Source organism: Bradyrhizobium sp. STM 3562 (genome assembly GCF_045571435.1).
Classification (GTDB): Bacteria; Pseudomonadota; Alphaproteobacteria; order Rhizobiales; family Xanthobacteraceae; genus Bradyrhizobium.
Genome location: NZ_CP120694.1, coordinates 1,113,339 through 1,130,535, shown reverse-complemented (window position 1 = coordinate 1,130,535; position 17,197 = coordinate 1,113,339). Strand labels below are relative to the sequence as shown.

The following is a 17,197-nucleotide window of genomic DNA, read 5'->3' as shown; positions in this document are numbered from 1 at the left end:
GCAGGGCGACGCTACCTCAAGGCGAGAATAGGCCCGCAGCCCTGACCTTTCGGACATTGTCCTTTGGGACAATGGCTTCCAGGCCAATAGTCCGTCCGACCTGCCGCGGCGTACAACCATTGCGGCAGGAGCGGCGGCTCCCTCGCGGACGCGAAAAGCCCGTTCAAACAGGGAGATAATCCATGTTTGTCAACATCAACGCCAATGCGGCGAATAAATCAAGATTTGCGGGCGAATTGGGCGGCCTCTCTCACGCACCGGTCGTTTTAAGCGAATTCAAATATAATCGCGGCGCCGAAATCTTCGGCGAAGCGGAGCCGGCCGAGTATGTATATCAAGTGGTCGAAGGCGCTGTGCGAAGCTATAAGCTCCTGTCCGACGGCCGGCGACAAATTGGCGCATTTCATCTGGTCGGCGATATTTTTGGCCTCGAGAACGGCCCGACCCATCGTTTCACAGCCGAAGCGATTGTCGAGACGACCGTTCGGCTCGCAAAGCGAGTCAGCCTCGAGCATGTCGCAGAAAAGGATGCGCTGGTTGCGCGCGATCTTCTGACGATGACGACGAGCAATCTGCAACACGCCGAGAATCACATGCTCCTTCTAGGTCGCAAGACCTCGCTGGAACGTGTGGCCGCGTTCCTGCTCGAGATGGACACTCGCCTGACCGCCGCCGGTGTGATGGCGCTTCCCATGAGCCGTCGCGACATCGCTGATTATCTAGGATTAACGCTGGAGACGGTTTCGCGCGCGCTCTCATACCTTCACGAGAAGGGACTCCTCGGCTTCCTCGGGCAGACGCAGCGGCAGATCGTGCTGCTCAACAGGCTCGAGCTGACCAAATTGGATCTATAGGTCTTCAACCCGCGCTGGTGCGAAGTAGCTGTGGTGGGCTATTGTCCTTCACGGCATCTTTAACATCGGCGCGGCGGATCAGCCGAACATCAGAACGCCATTTCCCTGAAACAACCAGCATAGAGTGCACCGGCAAAAGCCGGGCGCTCCATTGATTCAGATCAAAGGTCCCGATTTCGGCTGTCCCAACCCTTCGTGAGAGCATCAAAGCGCCATGCGCTCCCAAGGAGGCGTCAGATGAAGCCCGTCTCTGCTGAAGAAGCGATCGCCATGATCCCGAACGGCGCGACCATCATGGTTGGCGGCTTCATGGGCGTCGGCACGCCGGAGCGCCTGCTCGACGAGCTGGTACGACAGAAGAAATGCGAGCTGACCCTGATCTGCAACGACGCCGCGGTGCCCGGCAGGGGCATCGGAAAGTTGTTCGACGCTGCTCTCGTCTCCGCCCTGACCGCAAGCCACATCGGCCTGAACCCGAAGGTACAGGAGCAGATGATGGCGAAGAGGATCGCCGTCGATCTGGTGCCTCAGGGTACGCTGGTGGAACGCATTCGCGCCGGTGGATGCGGCCTTGGCGGCGTGCTGACGCCTACCGGAACGGGGACGATCGTCGAGGAAGGCAAACAGCAAATCCGGATCGACGGCAAGGCCTTCCTGCTCGAGACCGCTCTTCGTTCGGACTTCGCCCTGATCCACGCTTTTCTGGCCGACTATCTCGGCAACCTTTCGTATGCCCTTACCGCGCGCAACTTCAACCCCGTGATGGCGATGGCGGCCGACACCGTGATTGTCACGGCCGAGCACATCGTTCCGGTGGGGGTGATCGCGCCGGACCACGTCGTCACGCCGGCACCTCTTGTCGACTACATCGTAGCGAACAGGTGAACCATGGACGCACAAACGCTCATTGCGCGCCGCGTTGCGCTCGAACTTCGATCGGGAGATCTGGTCAATCTGGGGATTGGCATTCCGACCCTGGTTGCGAACTACGTTCCGCCGGAGCTCAAGGTCTTCTTTCAATCGGAAAACGGGTTGATCGGCACGGGCCCGATTCCGGAGCAAGGCATGGCGCATCCATTGCTGACGGACGCGGGCGGACGCCCGATCAGCGCATTGCCCGGCGCCTGCACATTTGACAGCGCGATGTCCTTTGGATTGATCCGCGGCGGGCACGTCAACGTCACGGTGCTCGGCGGATTGCAGGTCGACGCCGAGGGGCATCTCGCCAACTGGATGATCCCCGGCAAGATGGTGCCTGGCATGGGAGGCGCCATGGATCTCGTGACCGGCGCCAAGCGCGTGATCGTCGCCATGCAGCACGCGGCGAAAGGAAAATCAAAGATCGTGCAGAAATGCACTCTTCCGCTCACGTCATCGCGACCCGTCGATCTGGTGGTGACCGATCTCGCAGTGATCGGCTTCCCGGGCGGAAAGATCACGCTGCTCGAGACCGCGCCGGGTGTGAGCGTGGCCGAGGTGATGGCGGTGACGGAGGCCGACCTTTCAATCCCGAACAATGTACCGGAAATGAGGATTTAGGATCAACACAGTGCTTTAGCGGTGCGTGAGATGAAAATATTTGACAGCTTCGACGAGATCAAATCGGCCGTTGGCAAGGAGATCGGGGCAAGCGAATGGATCGAAATAACACAGGATCGTATCGATCGATTTGCCGAGGCGACCTGTGACGAACAATGGATCCATGTTGATCAGGAGAGGGCGAAAGAGGAGCTCCCCGGTGGCAGAACCATCGCGCACGGCCTGCTCTCGCTCAGCCTCGCGCCGATGTTCATCCGATCGGTCATGGGCCTCAAAGGATTGCGAAACACACTGAACTATGGCGCCGATCGCATCCGCTATCTCTCTCCCGTTCCGGCGGGATCGCGGATAAGAGGTCGTACCACGATCGCCGAAGTGGAGGACGTGCCGCCCGACGGATTGCGCGTGAACTATCACATGGTCATCGAGATCGAGGGCGGCCAGCGGCCGGCCTGCGTTGCCGAGCTCATCGCCCTCCACTATCGCTGAATCTTATCATCGCGCCGAAGCTTGGGAACGGGGGACAGCCTCAATCGATGATGTGATAGCCGCCGTCGATATAGATAACGTCGCCTGTGATGAGCTTAGCGCCGTCAAGCGCCAGAAACGCCGTCGCCGCGCCGACATCATCGATCGAGACGAGACTCCGAGTCGGCGCTTTGCTCTGAGCCTTGTCCAGCAATTCATCGAATTCCGGGATGCCCGAGGCCGCTCGCGTCGCCAGCGGTCCTGGAGAGATAGCATGCACCCGTATCCCCTTCGGGCCGACTTCCGCCGCGATATAGCGTACCGCGGCCTCAAGCGCGGCTTTTGCCACGCCCATGACATTGTAGTTCTCCACGACCATCTGGCTGCCGTAATAGGTCATGGTGAACATCGTACCGCCGTTCTTCATCAATGGCTCCGCCAGGTGTGCCATCCGCATGAATGACCAGCAGGATACTTCCATGGTCCTAAGAAAGCCGTCCCGCTGAACGTCAATGACCCGTCCGTGCAGCGCTTCCTTCGGCGAGAAGGCGATCGAATGCAGCAGGAAATCGAGTTGCCCCCATTCCCTTGCGATCCGCTCGAATACCTGCTCCGTCTGTCCTTCGACATTCACATCCAGTGGCATGAAAATCGACGCTTCCAGCTCCTGGGCGAGCGGCTCGACAAACCTTTTGGCGCGATCGTTCAGATAGGTCACGGCCAAATCGGCGCCCAGGGCCCGAAAGGCTTTGGCACACCCCCAGGCAATCGATTGATCGTTCGCGATGCCTACGATTAGGCCTCTTCGTCCCTTAAGGGCGACCTTCGTCTCAGGAAATACTGGAATGGTCATGATGCTCTCGCGTGCGTTGAACCAACTGGATGCATTTTCCAAAGCAGCGACAAGGTGTGTTCCGCGATCATCCGCTCTTCGTCAGTGGGAACGACATAAACGGGTATGCGACTAGCGGGCTTGGATATCTTGAGCGCATGTTTGGCGTTCTCGAGCGGGTCGAGAGCAACGCCGAGCCATTCAAGCTTCTCGGCCACGCGCCCGCGGGTAGAAGCGGAGTTCTCGCCAATGCCGGCGGTAAAGACGAAGGCATCGAGCCCCTGCAATGCGGCGGCGAGCATGCCGGCATAAAGCCCTATCCGGTAGACGAAATAATCGATCGCAAATGTCGCGCGAGGATCGCCACTTGCCTGAAGCTCCCGCATGTCATTGCTGACGCCGGACAAGCCCTTCAATCCGCAATCGCGATAGAGAAAATCCTGGAGCTGGTCAGGCGTCATTCCCTTTGCGGAAATCAGATAAAGGACAACGCCGGGATCGAGCTGCCCCGGTCGCGTTCCCATCGGCAGTCCATCGAGCGCCGTGAAACCCAACGTACTCTCAACGCTGCGACCGCCATGCAGTGCGCACATCGAGGCGCCGCTGCCAAGATGTGCCACGATCACGCGACCGTCTGCGATCTCGGGCGCAACCTTGGGCAGCGTTTTCGCAATGTATTCGTAGGAAAGACCGTGAAAGCCGTAGCGGCGTATGCCCTCCTCATGGAGCCGGTAAGGCAGCGCGTAATGATCTGCGACGGCATCATGGCCCCGGTGGAAAGCTGTATCAAAGCAGGCGACCTGCGGAAGCGCAGGAAAGTTGGCGAGAATGGACTTTATCGGCGCGAGATTGTGGGGCTGGTGAAGCGGCGCCAACGGCTCCAAACGTTCCAAGCGGGCGACGACGCCATGGTCAACCAGGACAGGCCCGTCATAGTTCGGGCCACCATGAACGACCCGGTGGCCCACAGCCAGCGGCGTGACCCGCAGCTCTTCGCGCAGCCAAGTTCCAGCGACCGTCATTGCGACGGCAACGTCCGGTATGGCTTCTATTGGATAGGCGCGGTCGGCCAGCGTGTCCCCGCTGGCCCCGCTCGCCCGAAGCCGCGGCCGGCTGCCAATACCATCCATCTGCCCCTTGAGCTGGCGGCTCAGCCTGCCCTCGCTATCAAGGCCGAACACCTGGAACTTGACGCTCGATGACCCCGCATTGACGACAAGGATGCTATCCATGGCGATCACGCGGCGGCATTGACAGCGCGGCGGCGACGCGCGTCGGCATAGAGGGTAGCCACGGCGCAGGACGCCATGCGCGCCCTTAGCGGGTCCGCCCGCGATGTCAGCACGATGGGCACGCGGGCGCCAAGTACGATCCCGGCCCCATCGGCGTTAGCGAAATAGGCAAGATTTTTGGCCAGCATGTTACCGGCTTCGAGATCGGGCACGACGAGGATCTGGGCGCGTCCGGCGACCTCCGACTTTATTCCCTTTATTCTGGCGGCCTCCATGTCGACCGCATTGTCGAACGCGAGCGGGCCGTCCAGCAGGCCTCCGGCGATCTGGCCACGATCGGACATCTTGCAGAGCGCTGCGGCGTCGATCGTGGAAGGAATCTTGGAGGTGACGGTTTCGACGGCTGAAAGGATCGCTACCCTGGGAAGCGTGCCAAAGCCGGCTTGGGTGAAGAGGTCGATTGCGTTCTGGACAATGTCGCGCTTGCAGTCGAGATCGGGAAAGATATTGATGGCAGCGTCCGTCACGAAGATGGTCTCGGCATAAGCCGGCACGTCCATCACGAACACATGGCTGATGCGCCGGTCCGTGCGCAGTCCTCTGTCTTTTGCCGTGACGCTGCGCATCAGTTCGTCGGTGTGAAGGCTGCCCTTCATCAGCATTTCGCCCCGTCCGGCGTGAATGAGCTCGACCGCCTTCGCTGCCGCCGCCTCGCTGTGGGGTGCATCGATAATCTCGAAACGATTGATATCGAGGCCGTACTTGGCCGCAGCGCCCGTGATCTTCGGAACAGGTCCGACGAGAATCGGGATAATTAGGCCCGCATCTGCGGCTTCGGTGACGCCGCGCAGCGAGCTTTCGTCGCAGGGATGTACCACGATCGTTGTCGCCGCAGGAATCTTCTTTGCTATCGCGATTAGGCGCTCGTATTTCGCATGAGGCCGCGCTTCTGGTGCTTCACTCGGTTGTGCGCTCATCCTTCGGCTCCAATGCTTGGATCACGATGCTTTCGCTTGAGGCGAGATCTCGCCAACTCGTGGCAATTCCTCCTGGTCCGCCCCAAAGAGACTGCCTATGCGTTTCAAACGCTCGGCGCATTCGCCGGATATTTGCGCACTCGCGGACAGAACCTCACGGATGACCGCAAATCCCGCCCGGCGCGCCTCCGCATTTTGCGGCAGCAGTTTCGGAATGGCGGCTAGGCTCGCCTCCGGTTCGAGCAGCAGCATGAAGAACTGCTCGCGCACCATGGTCTTGAACTGGGCGAGCGTGAGCCGCGGGCCAGAGTCGTTCCGGCGCGCCCGGCGCAGAGCCTCCAGGCTTCGCTCGTCGACCATGCCGCGTGCCATGCCCACATAGAGCAGTCCGCGGATGACGCACTCTCTCAAGCCGCCCGTTCCGATGCGGGATTGGAGCTCCGCGACCCGCGCGTCTAGTCGCTTCCGATATTCGGCTGACATCTCCGGCTTCGGCGACGGTACCGATTCCGGATCGATTCCGACCATGGCCTGAAGGGCGGGCGAGCCGTAAATCGCCAGGAAGAGCGTTTCGCTGAGCGCTTCCTGCGTGTCCCGCCAACTATCGAGAGCGGTGACAATGTTTTTCGACAGCGCTTCTTGGATCGCTAGGAATGGATTATCCGAAGCAGCCGGTTTTCGGTCTTCGCGCACCTTTTCGGCCGCTCCGCTGATGGCCTTGGTTATGGGATTGTCGCCTGCCAAGGCGTCATATTGGACGCGCAGCGGATGCAGCTTGCGGATCCACTCCGCCAACTGCGGCGTCGCCATGGCCTTGACCCACGGCTGGACGAAATGTCGGTAATTGGAGAGATTGATTTCGGAAACGCGCGCGGCGGTGGCAAAACGGCGCTCGTCCTCGGGGCTATTGCCGCCCATTGCACGGATGTCGTCGAGCGTGCGCTGCTCGCAGCGCATGATCCATTTTCCGGCCGCCAGATCCGGATTGAGAGCGTCGGCGGATTTCGCCTCGAAGGTCGCCTCGTAAAGCCCAGGCGGCAGCACATCGATCAGGTCGATATTACTGGAAAACTCGCTGTGCTCCTTCTTGGCGACGCCCCCGGACACGAAGATTCCGAGATGACCGACGGTTTCATGAACGGTGTAGACAATGGTTTGCCCATACGACCTGATCTCGTCGACATCGCGGTAAAGGTCGAGAATCCACCCGAGCGCCTGCTGCGGCGGGGTGATATTGTCGCCTTTCGAGCAGAACACGACGATCGGCGAGCGGATATTGCGAAGATCGACGATCGACCCGTCGGAGGTCTTGATGCGGCCCGCCGCGAGCTTGTTGCCGATGAAGAGCTCGTCGACGATAAACTGTATCTCTTCGGCGTTAAGGTTGACGTGCCCTCCCCACCATCGCTCGAATTCGAGATACCGGCTCGCCTCGGTGTCGACCTTCGAATACACATTGTATTGCTTGGTCCATAACGTGTTCGAAGGGTTCATGTTCTCGAAGTTCTGCACCAGCCAGGCACCGTCGAATTTGCCAGCGCCAAGATCGCTGGTGAGTGCAGTCAGCCAGCTTCCGCCCAGCAGCCCGCCGGTGTAGCGCATCGGATTCTTGCCGCGGACGCCTGCCCAGTAAGACAGCGGCGCGCCGGCGACGATGATCGGCCCGAACAACTCCGGCCGGAGCGACGCGAGAATCATCACAGCCCAACCGGCCTGGCAGTTTCCGATCACGCAGGGCTTGCCGTCGGCCTCTGGATGCAGGGCGATCACTTTCTCGAGAAACACGGCTTCCGCCCGGGCGATGTCCTCGATGGTCTGCCCCGGCATGGGCTCGGGCAGGAAGCCCACGAAATAGCAGGGGTGGCCGGCGCTCATCGCAACGCCGATCTCGCTGTCAGCTTTGAAGCCGCCAATGCCCGGGCCATGGCCGGCCCTAGGATCAACGACCACGAACGGGCGTCGCTTGAGATCGATTGCAACGCCTTTCGGCGGGATGATGCGGACGAGGCCGTAGTTGACGGGCCGCTCGAGGTTCCGGCCGTCGACGATCAATTCGACGCCATAGTTGAGGACGTGCGGCGCGGTTTCGGCGAGATGCTCGCGATATTGGCTCCCGCGCTGGCGCATTACCTCCAGAAAGAGAATGCTGCGTTGTCGCGCATCGACCAGATATTCCTGGAGCGACGCAAAGAAGCCAGCCGCCATATCGTTTGAGATCATCGGCTTGTCAGTGGACATGCTTGAAATCTCTTGGGTTCGCTGTGAGCCTGATGGTCAGGATTGCGCGGTGCGAGAGCAGACCTTTGATATAAGTCAAGGCGAGCTCGACTTCGGCGTTTGCGCTGGTTCTGGTCGCGGCCGGTATGATGCTATTCGGAATTAGAACGTAAGTGCGACATTGTTTGCGGCTCGGAACCTCTGACTTCGGCGGCGGCGCTCGAGGGGACGGTCGGGACTCCGCCAGTCCGCTCGTCGCGGATCCAGGCCATCGTCAATTCCCAGGCTACGGCCAGAACGATCGGCCCGACGAAAAGACCGACGATCCCATGGGCCAACGTTCCACCCAAAAGCCCAATGAAGATGACGAGCATCGGTGTCGTGAGACTGCGTCCCATCAGCAACGGCTTGAGCACATTGTCTGCGAGGCCAACCAGAACCAGGTAGACGGTCAGTAACACAGACGTGCTGAAGTCCTTCGTGGTCCAGATCCAGATGACACAGGGAATCAGAACGATTGCCGAGCCGATTTGCAGGATGCCGAGGATCAAAACTGCGAACGCCAATAAGCCGGCGCTCGAGATGCCCGCGAATTTCAGCCCGATTCCGAACAGAAATGATTGCAGAAGCGCGATACCGATGACTCCTTGCGATACGGTGCGTATCGTGGCGCCGGCCAGCGCAACGAAGTCTTCACCACGCCCAGGCAACAGGCGCGCCATGATGTTCCTGCCCGCTTGGAGCAGCTTCGGCCCAGCCGGAAACAGAAAGCCTGCCAAAATCACCGAGGCCAGAAACTTGAGTGTGCCCAAACCGGCGCTGCCTGCCGCCGCCAGCACAGGCCCCACCAGTGGCTTTAGATGGGGCGCGAGTTGTGCAAAGGCTGCTTCGAGATTGGTGGATGCCTGATGCCAAAAATCGTACAGCGGGCCCCCGATCAGAGGCCAATCCTTGAGGGCGGCAGGCGGCAACGGTAAGCCAAGCGTGTCCGAGCCGAGTCGTTCGAAAATCGTTCGCAAACCGTCAACCAGACCCAACCCAAGCCATGCGACGGGCCCGATCACGATTGCAACGGCGACAATGGTGATAAAGCCGGCGGCCAGCTTCGGCCGATCCCCAAAGTGGTCGGATAGCCAGCCAAATAGCGGGTAGAGCGCAACTGTCAGCACCATGCCCCACGCCAGGATGGGAATGAAGGGACGAATCAGGACAAAACACCAGACGATCAGGCCAGCAAGCAAGCCGAGGCGAATGGCGAGCTGGATCACCTCCTCGCCCGATCGGCTCTGACGCAATACCCGCAGCGGCATCTCGATGACATCCAGTGCCTCGCCGACGCGACAGCGCTCCTGCCCGGATTTTTCGCCGGCAATACTGACGTGACACTCAAGCCTACTGACGTTTTTGCCGAGCCAGGCTTGATCCAGATCAAGCCGCTGCAGTTGCCGCTTGCTCACAAATTGGCGTTCTTCGGCAGTTCACCGGCGAGAACGACTACAATGGCCAAAGCCGATCGATATTCGATCGTCGAGCGCCTACGCGACGGCAGCGCTTTCGAAATCCGCGCCCTCCGGCCGGGCGATCGGGACGATATGCTCGCGGCAATCGGCCGCACCAGCGCTCAATCGCTCCAGCGCCGCTTCTTCGTTCCAAAACGGGGATTTTCGGAGAACGAAGTCTCTTTTTTCATGAATATCGATTTTGAGAACCACGTCGCATTGGTTGCGCAGCTTGAGGAAGATGGCCGACCTGTGATCGTCGGTGGAGGACGCTACGTTCTGGTGCAACCGACGAAAGCCGAACTGGCTTTTATGGTAATCGATGCATATCAAGGAAAGGGAGTTGGGAGTGCGCTGCTCCGACATCTGCTCGCTCTCGCCCGCGCCGCGGGCCTGGAGGAGCTGAAAGCAGAAGTGTTACCGGAAAATACGGCAATGCTCGGTATGCTCAGCGCCTTTGGATTTCACGCCGCGCCCGCGCAGGATGCTCGGGTGAGAAATCTGATTATGCGATTTTCGTGAGGCTCCTCCTACAAACTCTCGTGCGGGCCGCGCTTTCAGCTAGGATTTCGCTACGCTCGCGCGGGCAGTTGCGTCCGCGGACCGCCAAGCTGGGTGCTCGCCGATAAACGCCAGCCGGTCAGGCAACACTATTGCCAGCCTGGAATGCCGCGCATATCGGGGAGATGGTGGGCTATGCCCTTGTGACAGTCGATGCATGTCTTCTCGCCAGTGAACAGGAAACGTTGATGGGCCCCCGCGGCGCGCGGCGACTGCTTGGTAATGTCCATTGACTCCGCGCTGTGGCAGTTGCGGCATTCAAGCGAATCGTTCGCCTTGAACCTTGCCCATTCGTGCAGCGCCAGTTCCAGCCGTTTGTCGACGAACTCTTCGCGGGTGTCGATGACGCCGAACAGATGGCCCCACACCTCGTTGGAAGCCTGCATCTTGCGGGCAATCTTGTTCGTCCAGTTATGCGGGACGTGGCAATCCGGGCAGGTCGCGCGAACGCCGGAACGATTGGTGAAATGAACGGTCGATTTCAGCTCCGCGTACACGTTGTCACGCATCTCGTGGCAGCTAATGCAGAACTTCTCGGTATTGGTCAGTTCGAGCGCGGTGTTGAACCCGCCCCAGAAGATCACACCGGCGATGAATCCCGCCAGCACCAGAACGCCAAGCCCAAAGACCGAGCTGGGTCGAATCAACACGTCCCACAGTTCCGCGGCGAACTGCCATGTCCTTGTAAAGAGACCCTGGCGCGCAGTTTGCTTATCGGGCGTGCTCATGGAGGGCCCCCGGAACCGAGCGGCTGAGTAGCGTGTCAATATCGACGAAGTCGTTGCTCACCGGCGGCTTGGCTACGTTCTGAGGCACATGGCATTCGGTACAGAAGTATCGTCGCGGCGAGATGGAGGCGAGGAACTGACCGTCGCGATCCATGAAATGGGTAACTGAGACCATCGGCGCCGGGACTCTGCCGTCCGCGCCCGTGCATGACAGGACAGACATTTGTTGCTCCGGAGATCGATCTGATAGCCGTCAATCGAATGCGGAATGACCGGCGGCTGTTCCGGATAGTTGCGTGCTTCACGCTCCGCCGTGTTGCGCGTCGGCGTCATCGGCGCTGCCGCGCCCTCCTCGTTGAGTGGGGTCGAACCGCGCAATTCGGAATTGATGGCCTGCGCGGCTAGCGTACTGACGGCGGTCGCGACCGCCGCGGCGAGGAGCACGGCTTGCATCGTTCTGAACATGTCAACTACGCCCTCTCGACGCGCACCGCGCATTTCTTGAAATCGGTTTGCAGCGAGATCGGATCCGTCGCGTCGAGCGTCACCTTGTTGATCAGCTTCGATTCGTCAAACCAGGGCACGTAAACCAGTCCACGCGGCGGCTTGTCGCGTCCGCGCGTCTCAACGCGTGCGCGGATGAATCCGCGGCGAGAGATCACTTTCACCTCATCACCGCGACGCAGATTCGCTGCCTGCGCATCATCCGGGTGCATGAAGCAGACCGCTTCAGGAAAGGCCCGGTACAATTCCGGCACGCGCCGCGTCATTGTGCCGGAATGCCAATGCTCCAGCACGCGCCCCGTCGAAAGCCAGAAAGGATATTCGCCATCAGGTGATTCCGCCGGCGGCTCGTAGGGGAGCGCAAAGATGCGCGCCTTACCATCAGCGAAGCCGTAGAACTGAACGGCGGCACCCGCTTTGACGTAGGCATCCGAACCTTCGCGGAAACGCCACTTGGTCTCCTGCCCGTTGACTACCGGCCAACGCAGTCCGCGCTCGCGGTGATAGGTATCGAACGCCGCGAGGTCGTGGCCGTGCCCTCGACCGAACTCGGCGTATTCCTCGAATAGGCCTTTCTGCACATAAAAGCCGAACGCCTTGGACTCGTCGTTGGCGTAACCGGCTTCGATGTCGGACAGCGGGAACTTATCGACCTCACCATTCTTGTAGAGTACGTCATACAGCGTCTTGCCGCGATATTCCGGCTTCTTGGTAATCAGCTCCTCCGGCCATACTTCCTCGATCTTGAATCGCTTGGAAAATTCGATGAGCTGCCAGAGGTCGGAGCGCGACTCTCCCGGCGCCGTAACGAGCTGGTGCCAGAATTGCGTGCGCCGCTCGGCGTTGCCGTAAGCCCCTTCCTTTTCGACCCACATCGCCGTCGGCAGAATGAGATCGGCCGCAAGCGCTGTGACCGATGGATAGACTTCGCTGACCACGATGAAATTATCTGGATTGCGAAAGCCCGGATAGGTCTCCTCATTGATATTCGGACCGGCCTGCAGATTGTTGTTGACCTGAACCCAGTAAGCGTTGAGCAGACCGTCCCTCAACATCCGGCTCTGCAGCACCGCGTGGTAACCGGGTTTCTCGGGAATGGTGCCCTGCGGGAGTTTCCAGATCGCTTCTGCCTTGTCACGATGCTCCTTGTTGGTCACCACCATGTCGGCGGGAAGCCGATGCGAGAAGGTGCCGACTTCGCGTGCAGTGCCGCAAGCCGAGGGCTGGCCCGTCAGCGAAAATGGGCTGTTGCCGGGCTGAGCGATCTTCCCGGTCAGGAGATGAATGTTGTAGATGAGATTGTTGCACCAGACACCGCGGACGTGCTGATTGAAGCCCATGGTCCAGAAGCTGACGACCTTGATCTTCGGATCGGCATAGAGCTCGGCCACGGCCTCCAGGCGATTGAGCGGCACGCCCGACATCCTGGCTGTCTTTTCCAGGGTGTAGTCGGCGACGAATTTTGCGTATTCGTCGAAGGTCATGTCGGCGGCGTCGTTGGCCTTCGCCGCCCCCGCCGCCTCTTTCTGCAGGGGATGATCGGGACGCAGGCCGTAGCCGATGTCGGTCTGGCCGCGCTTGAACACCGCGTGCGCTGCGACGAAATCCCTATTCACCCGCCCAGCTTTGATGATGTGGTTGGCAATCGCGTTGAGAATATAGAGATCGCTGTGGGGAGTGAAGACAATGCCGATGTCGGCGAGGTCGAATGAGCGGTGTTCGAAGGTCGAGAGCACCGCGACCCGCACATGCGGCGCGGACAGGCGGCGGTCGGTTACCCGGGTCCACAGGATCGGGTGCATCTCCGCCATGTTGGATCCCCACAACACGAAGGCGTCGGTGGCTTCGATGTCGTCGTAGCACCCCGCCGGCTCATCCATTCCAAACGTGCGCATCATTCCAGCGACGGCGGAGGCCATGCAGTGGCGCGCATTCGGATCGATATTGTTTGAGCGGAACCCCGCCTTGAACAGCTTTGCCGCGGCGTAGCCCTCCCAGATCGTCCATTGCCCGGAGCCGAACATCCCGACGCCGGAGGGACCGCGCTTCTTCAGCGCCGCCTTGAACCGCTCCGTCATAACGTCAAAGGCTTCGTCCCAGGAGACGGGCGTGAACTCCCCGTTCTTGTCATGTTTGCCGTTCGTCTTGCGCAGCATCGGTCGCGTCAGGCGATCATGACCGTACATGATCTTGGAGAGAAAATAGCCTTTCACGCAATTGAGCCCGCGGTTGACCTCCGACTTGATGTCGCCGTGGGTTGCGACCACCCGATTATCCCTGGTCGCGACCATCACGCTGCAACCCGTGCCGCAGAATCGGCACGGCGCCTTGTTCCAGTCGAGCTCGCTGGCCTCCCGCTCGGTGACAAGGTTGGCGGCAAGCGACGGCGCGGGCATACCGGCAGCAGCGGCTGCAACCGCTGCGGCTTCCAGCTTCAGCATCTGGCGGCGATCGAGCTTCGGCACAGTCATATCGATCTCCCATCGGGCATCGAGCCGACCTCAACGGCGTGAAAGACGAGGGAGGCGGAATAGACGTTCGGCAGCAGCGCAATCCTGTTGAGCGTTGCCCCCAATGCACCCGCGTCAGGTACATCGACCACGACCACGAGCTTGCCACGCGAGTCGCGGCCACAAATCTCGCAACATGCCAAGGCGAGAATTTCCGTCTCGACCTCAACGAGGCGCTCGGGGCGGGCCTGAACGATAATACTGGCGATCTCACCGCCCTGCGGCGCGACGACGCGATCTCCACTTCGCAACCGACCCGTAAGGAGAGCGCGGCGATCGATGGTTTCGATGGATCTAAGCAAAAGGTCTCTCCTTAGTGGGCGGACGGAGGGCCAGGCGGGCCCGCCGCCATCTGATAAACCCAGACGGCAAGCCCGTAGCCGCCGACCGCCGATACGGCGATCGCGGGCATCAACACCGCGGTCAGGAACAGGAACGCAAAGATCTCCATGCGCTTGCGGCGCTGCCGTCCACGCACGTCGCCCGCACCGACCGTCATGATCGCCACACTCCTGAGTTCTGGCATTGGACGGCATCCGGGCCGCTGCCTTACCTGGACAATTGGCGGCGAGGCCGGACCGACGTTGATCTAGATCAATGCTCACGATCTCGGGCAAAGAGCGGGAGACGACTAACGCCAGCGAACTAGAGGCAAGCCCGTGAGACCGCCAGCGAAAAATAACACGAGGCGAGATCACTTCGGCGTACAGAGGCGGCGCGCGGGCGCGTTGACTAATTCCCGCCTAGCGCCTTTACTCAGGACATTGCGTTCACTCGATCAATCAGGAACCACGTCGTGGATAGCTGGACCACGCGCCTGTTGATGGTAACCCGGCTGCTCATCTTTGGCTGCGCTGTCCTGCTCTTTTCGAGCATCTCGCGAGCCTCCGAGCCCAAGCGAGTGATCGTCCTTCATTCATACGGCCAAAACTTCAAGCCTTGGGGCGAATATGCCAAGGCGTTGCGACAAGAGCTTGAGGGCAGGTCACAATGGGCCCTGGATGTTCAGGATTTTTCAGTGATCACGGCACGCTCCGAGGACGAAAGGGCCGAAGTCGAGTTCTCCAACTATCTGCGCGCCTTGTTTTCTCATCAGGCGCCCGACCTGATTGTCGCATTTGGTGCACCGGCGGGAGCCTTTGTCCAGCGGCAGCGGGCTCAGTTGTTTCCGAACGCACCCGTGGTGTTGTCGGCCATTGATGAACGGCGTGTGCAGGACGCAGCTCTGACGAAGAACGATGCCGTGGTGGCAGTGCGCCAAGACGTTCCGGTGCTGTTCGGAAACATCCTGCGGCTGCTGCCGGAAACAAAAACGATAGCGGTGGTGATCGGCAATTCACCCAACGAGCGATTCTGGATCGCTGAGATGAAACGTAAGCTTGAACCGCTGAGCGATCGCGTACAATTTCTTTTTCTGAATGATCTTTCTTTTGAAGACGTCCTGAAGCGAGCGGCGTCGCTTCCGCCGCATAGCGCAATTTGGTGGAATCAGCCGCAGGTGGACGCGGTAGGCGCGGTGCACGATGGCGAGCGGGCGCTGAAAGAACTTTATGCGGTCGCCGATGCTCCGATTTTCTCTTATGATGATTCATTCTTGCGGGGGGAGATTGTCGGAGGCCCCATGACTTCGGTTGCTGACGGGGCGCGCGCGACTGCGAATGTAGCACTGCGAATTTTGGCAGGAGAGATACCAGGCGACATCAAGACGCCGGTTCTGCAGTACGGGCCACCCAAATATGATTGGCGACAGTTGCAGCGCTGGGGCATCAGCGAGACGCTCCTCCCGCCAGGTAGTCAGATCTATTTTCGGGAGTCCACCATCTGGCAAAAATATGGCTGGCAAATTGCACTAGCGTCGCTCATCATACTTGTACAGTCAGCCCTGATCGGCCGGCTCCTCTTCGTTCAGCGCCAACGTCAATACGCCGAATCGCAAGCCCGCCAGCGCACAGCGGATCTGGCGCGCGCGAACCGATTTTCGATGGCGGGAGAGCTGACGACATTGATTGCACACGAAATTAACCAGCCGCTCGCAGCTATACTCACGAACGCGGAAACTCTGGAGTTAGTGCTTCGCTCTTCGGGTCCTGAAATGGACGAAGCCAGGGAGATTGTCGCCGACATTCGACGGGACAATGAGCGAGCGAGCGAAGTCATTCGCCGGCTACGGAGCCTCCTGAAGAAGACCCCCTTCGAACTCAACAGTCTCAATCTTAACGACATTGTGCGCGAGGCCACGGAATTTCTCTCCGCACTTGCTGCCGCGCGCGGCGTGACTCTAACCAGCTTAATCAGCCCGATCGCGCTACCGATCAAAGGCGACAAAACCCAGCTTCAGCAAGTTATCGTCAATCTTGTCACAAACGCCATGGACGCCATGTCGGATTTGCCGGCAGGAAAGCGCAGGTTAACAATCTCGACCCGGCGCGCCGACAATCTCGGCGAGGTCTCGATGGCGGATACTGGTCCTGGCATCCCGCCGGAGAAAGCGAAAGACGTCTTTGAACCATTCTTCACAACGAAGCCGCAAGGCATGGGAATGGGGCTGTCCATTGCGCGAACCATCATCGAAGCGCACCAGGGGCAGATATTAGCCGAGAGCGAGACAACAGGGGGCGCGGTATTTCGGATCAGGCTGCCGCTGGTCTTGAGTAACAGCGAGTGACAGGTCTATTCACCTGTCGACCCGCTCGCCATCTCATCCCGAACGATCCAGACACCGGCAAAACGTCTCTCTCCAGCGCTCATAGCGCGATCGAACGTTGCTCCGGCACGCCGCCGCTCCGCTGGCAATGCCATTGTCGTGCATCAACGACGAACTTCTGAAACAGTTCGACCTGTCCCCTTGTGGGCTGCCTCGAACGCCTGCTTCCCCGTCGGGGCCCAGAGCGATCGCGCCCGTTCGCCCTGATCGCTTTGGAGCTTGTCGGCCATCCAGAGTAGCGCGCCGAGGATCGTGGCGCGATCATCGCCGGTAAGCTCCACGACGCGAGGCTTGACGACGAGGCCGCCGAGTTCGATCAGCAGCCGCGTGCGCTTCCGGCGTTCGACCTGCCACGTGCGCATGTCATGTCGCGCCCTTGCGGCTTGATGCCGGTTGCGCGCCGTCCGCTTGCGCCCGAGTGCCTGTTGGCGCAGTTCGCCCTGCGCGGCTTTGAAAAAAACGCGGCCCCGCGCTTCGCCCATGGCTCCCTCCTTCCGGTTTCTTTTGTCTCGGCAAGCACGATCAGCGCGCCCGCTAAACGACGGCGGGCCACGCCAGCGCCGAGGACGACC

At 60.2% G+C, this 17,197-nt stretch carries 17 protein-coding genes and 1 pseudogene; 6 read left to right on the top strand and 12 right to left on the bottom strand.

Annotation, left to right across the window (positions count from 1 at the left end):
* The first annotated feature begins 182 nt into the window (after positions 1-182).
* The 4 genes from P6U23_RS05310 to P6U23_RS05295 all read left to right on the top strand — a co-directional run bounded on the left by P6U23_RS05310 (position 183) and on the right by P6U23_RS05295 (position 2,882).
* Positions 183-854: a helix-turn-helix domain-containing protein gene (locus P6U23_RS05310; RefSeq protein WP_407178524.1), complete on the top strand. Its 672-nt coding sequence runs from the start codon at positions 183-185 to the stop codon at positions 852-854.
* Between the two features lie 237 nt (positions 855-1,091).
* Positions 1,092-1,739: a CoA transferase subunit A gene (locus P6U23_RS05305; protein ID WP_407178523.1), complete on the top strand. Its 648-nt coding sequence runs from the start codon at positions 1,092-1,094 to the stop codon at positions 1,737-1,739.
* A gap of 3 nt (positions 1,740-1,742) precedes the next feature.
* On the top strand, positions 1,743-2,393 hold the full coding sequence (locus P6U23_RS05300; protein WP_407178522.1) for a 3-oxoacid CoA-transferase subunit B: 651 nt from the start codon (positions 1,743-1,745) through the stop codon (positions 2,391-2,393).
* Between the two features lie 30 nt (positions 2,394-2,423).
* Positions 2,424-2,882: a MaoC family dehydratase gene (locus P6U23_RS05295; protein ID WP_407178521.1), complete on the top strand. Its 459-nt coding sequence runs from the start codon at positions 2,424-2,426 to the stop codon at positions 2,880-2,882.
* A 40-nt stretch (positions 2,883-2,922) separates the two neighbouring features.
* Here P6U23_RS05295 and fabI read toward each other — a convergent pair whose 3' ends face one another.
* The 5 genes from fabI to P6U23_RS05270 form a co-directional block, all read right to left on the bottom strand.
* Positions 2,923-3,714, bottom strand: a complete 792-nt coding sequence (gene fabI, locus P6U23_RS05290; RefSeq protein WP_407178520.1) for an enoyl-ACP reductase FabI — start codon at positions 3,712-3,714, stop codon at positions 2,923-2,925.
* A complete protein-coding gene (locus P6U23_RS05285; RefSeq protein ID WP_407178519.1) occupies positions 3,711-4,925 on the bottom strand; it encodes an acetate/propionate family kinase in 1,215 nt (404 codons plus the stop codon). Before P6U23_RS05285 ends, fabI begins: the two co-directional genes overlap by 4 nt.
* A 5-nt stretch (positions 4,926-4,930) precedes the next feature.
* The gene (locus P6U23_RS05280) at positions 4,931-5,902 is read right to left on the bottom strand and encodes a phosphate acetyltransferase (protein WP_407178518.1); all 972 of its coding nucleotides are present in this window, start codon (positions 5,900-5,902) and stop codon (positions 4,931-4,933) included.
* Between the two features lie 21 nt (positions 5,903-5,923).
* The gene (locus P6U23_RS05275; RefSeq protein WP_407178517.1) at positions 5,924-8,140 is read right to left on the bottom strand and encodes a DUF3141 domain-containing protein; all 2,217 of its coding nucleotides are present in this window, start codon (positions 8,138-8,140) and stop codon (positions 5,924-5,926) included.
* Positions 8,141-8,271: 131 nt separating this feature from the next.
* Complete coding sequence (locus P6U23_RS05270; protein ID WP_407178516.1) at positions 8,272-9,576, bottom strand: AI-2E family transporter; 1,305 nt, start codon at positions 9,574-9,576, stop codon at positions 8,272-8,274.
* 42 nt (positions 9,577-9,618) lie between these two features.
* Between P6U23_RS05270 and P6U23_RS05265 the strand changes: the two genes are divergently transcribed.
* Entirely contained in the window at positions 9,619-10,140 is a 522-nt protein-coding gene (locus P6U23_RS05265; RefSeq protein ID WP_407178515.1) for a GNAT family N-acetyltransferase, read from the top strand.
* A 128-nt stretch (positions 10,141-10,268) separates the two neighbouring features.
* Here the strand turns inward: P6U23_RS05265 and P6U23_RS05260 are convergent, their stop codons facing one another.
* From P6U23_RS05260 to napE, 5 genes and pseudogenes are all read right to left on the bottom strand, one after another.
* A complete protein-coding gene (locus tag P6U23_RS05260; RefSeq protein WP_407178514.1) occupies positions 10,269-10,907 on the bottom strand; it encodes a NapC/NirT family cytochrome c in 639 nt (212 codons plus the stop codon).
* Positions 10,891-11,405: pseudogene (locus tag P6U23_RS05255) on the bottom strand (nitrate reductase cytochrome c-type subunit). The gene P6U23_RS05260 and the pseudogene P6U23_RS05255 overlap by 17 nt, the downstream one beginning before the upstream one ends.
* Positions 11,378-13,882, bottom strand: coding sequence for a nitrate reductase catalytic subunit NapA (gene napA / locus P6U23_RS05250; RefSeq protein ID WP_407178513.1), 2,505 nt, complete (start codon positions 13,880-13,882; stop codon positions 11,378-11,380). The pseudogene P6U23_RS05255 and the gene napA overlap by 28 nt, the downstream one beginning before the upstream one ends.
* Positions 13,879-14,223 (bottom strand): chaperone NapD, encoded by a 345-nt coding sequence (locus P6U23_RS05245; RefSeq protein ID WP_407178512.1) that lies wholly within the window; start codon positions 14,221-14,223, stop codon positions 13,879-13,881. The genes napA and P6U23_RS05245 overlap by 4 nt, the downstream gene beginning before the upstream one ends.
* Before the next feature lie 11 nt (positions 14,224-14,234).
* Positions 14,235-14,420 (bottom strand): periplasmic nitrate reductase, NapE protein, encoded by a 186-nt coding sequence (gene napE / locus P6U23_RS05240; RefSeq protein ID WP_407181339.1) that lies wholly within the window; start codon positions 14,418-14,420, stop codon positions 14,235-14,237.
* Positions 14,421-14,717: 297 nt separating this feature from the next.
* Between napE and P6U23_RS05235 the strand changes: the two genes are divergently transcribed.
* A complete protein-coding gene (locus P6U23_RS05235; protein WP_407178511.1) occupies positions 14,718-16,586 on the top strand; it encodes an ATP-binding protein in 1,869 nt (622 codons plus the stop codon).
* Positions 16,587-16,729: 143 nt separating this feature from the next.
* Here P6U23_RS05235 and P6U23_RS05230 read toward each other — a convergent pair whose 3' ends face one another.
* The gene (locus P6U23_RS05230; RefSeq protein WP_407178510.1) at positions 16,730-16,987 is read right to left on the bottom strand and encodes a conjugal transfer protein TraD; all 258 of its coding nucleotides are present in this window, start codon (positions 16,985-16,987) and stop codon (positions 16,730-16,732) included.
* Positions 16,942-17,145 (bottom strand): hypothetical protein, encoded by a 204-nt coding sequence (locus tag P6U23_RS05225; RefSeq protein WP_407181337.1) that lies wholly within the window; start codon positions 17,143-17,145, stop codon positions 16,942-16,944. Before P6U23_RS05225 ends, P6U23_RS05230 begins: the two co-directional genes overlap by 46 nt.
* Positions 17,146-17,197 lie beyond the last annotated feature (52 nt).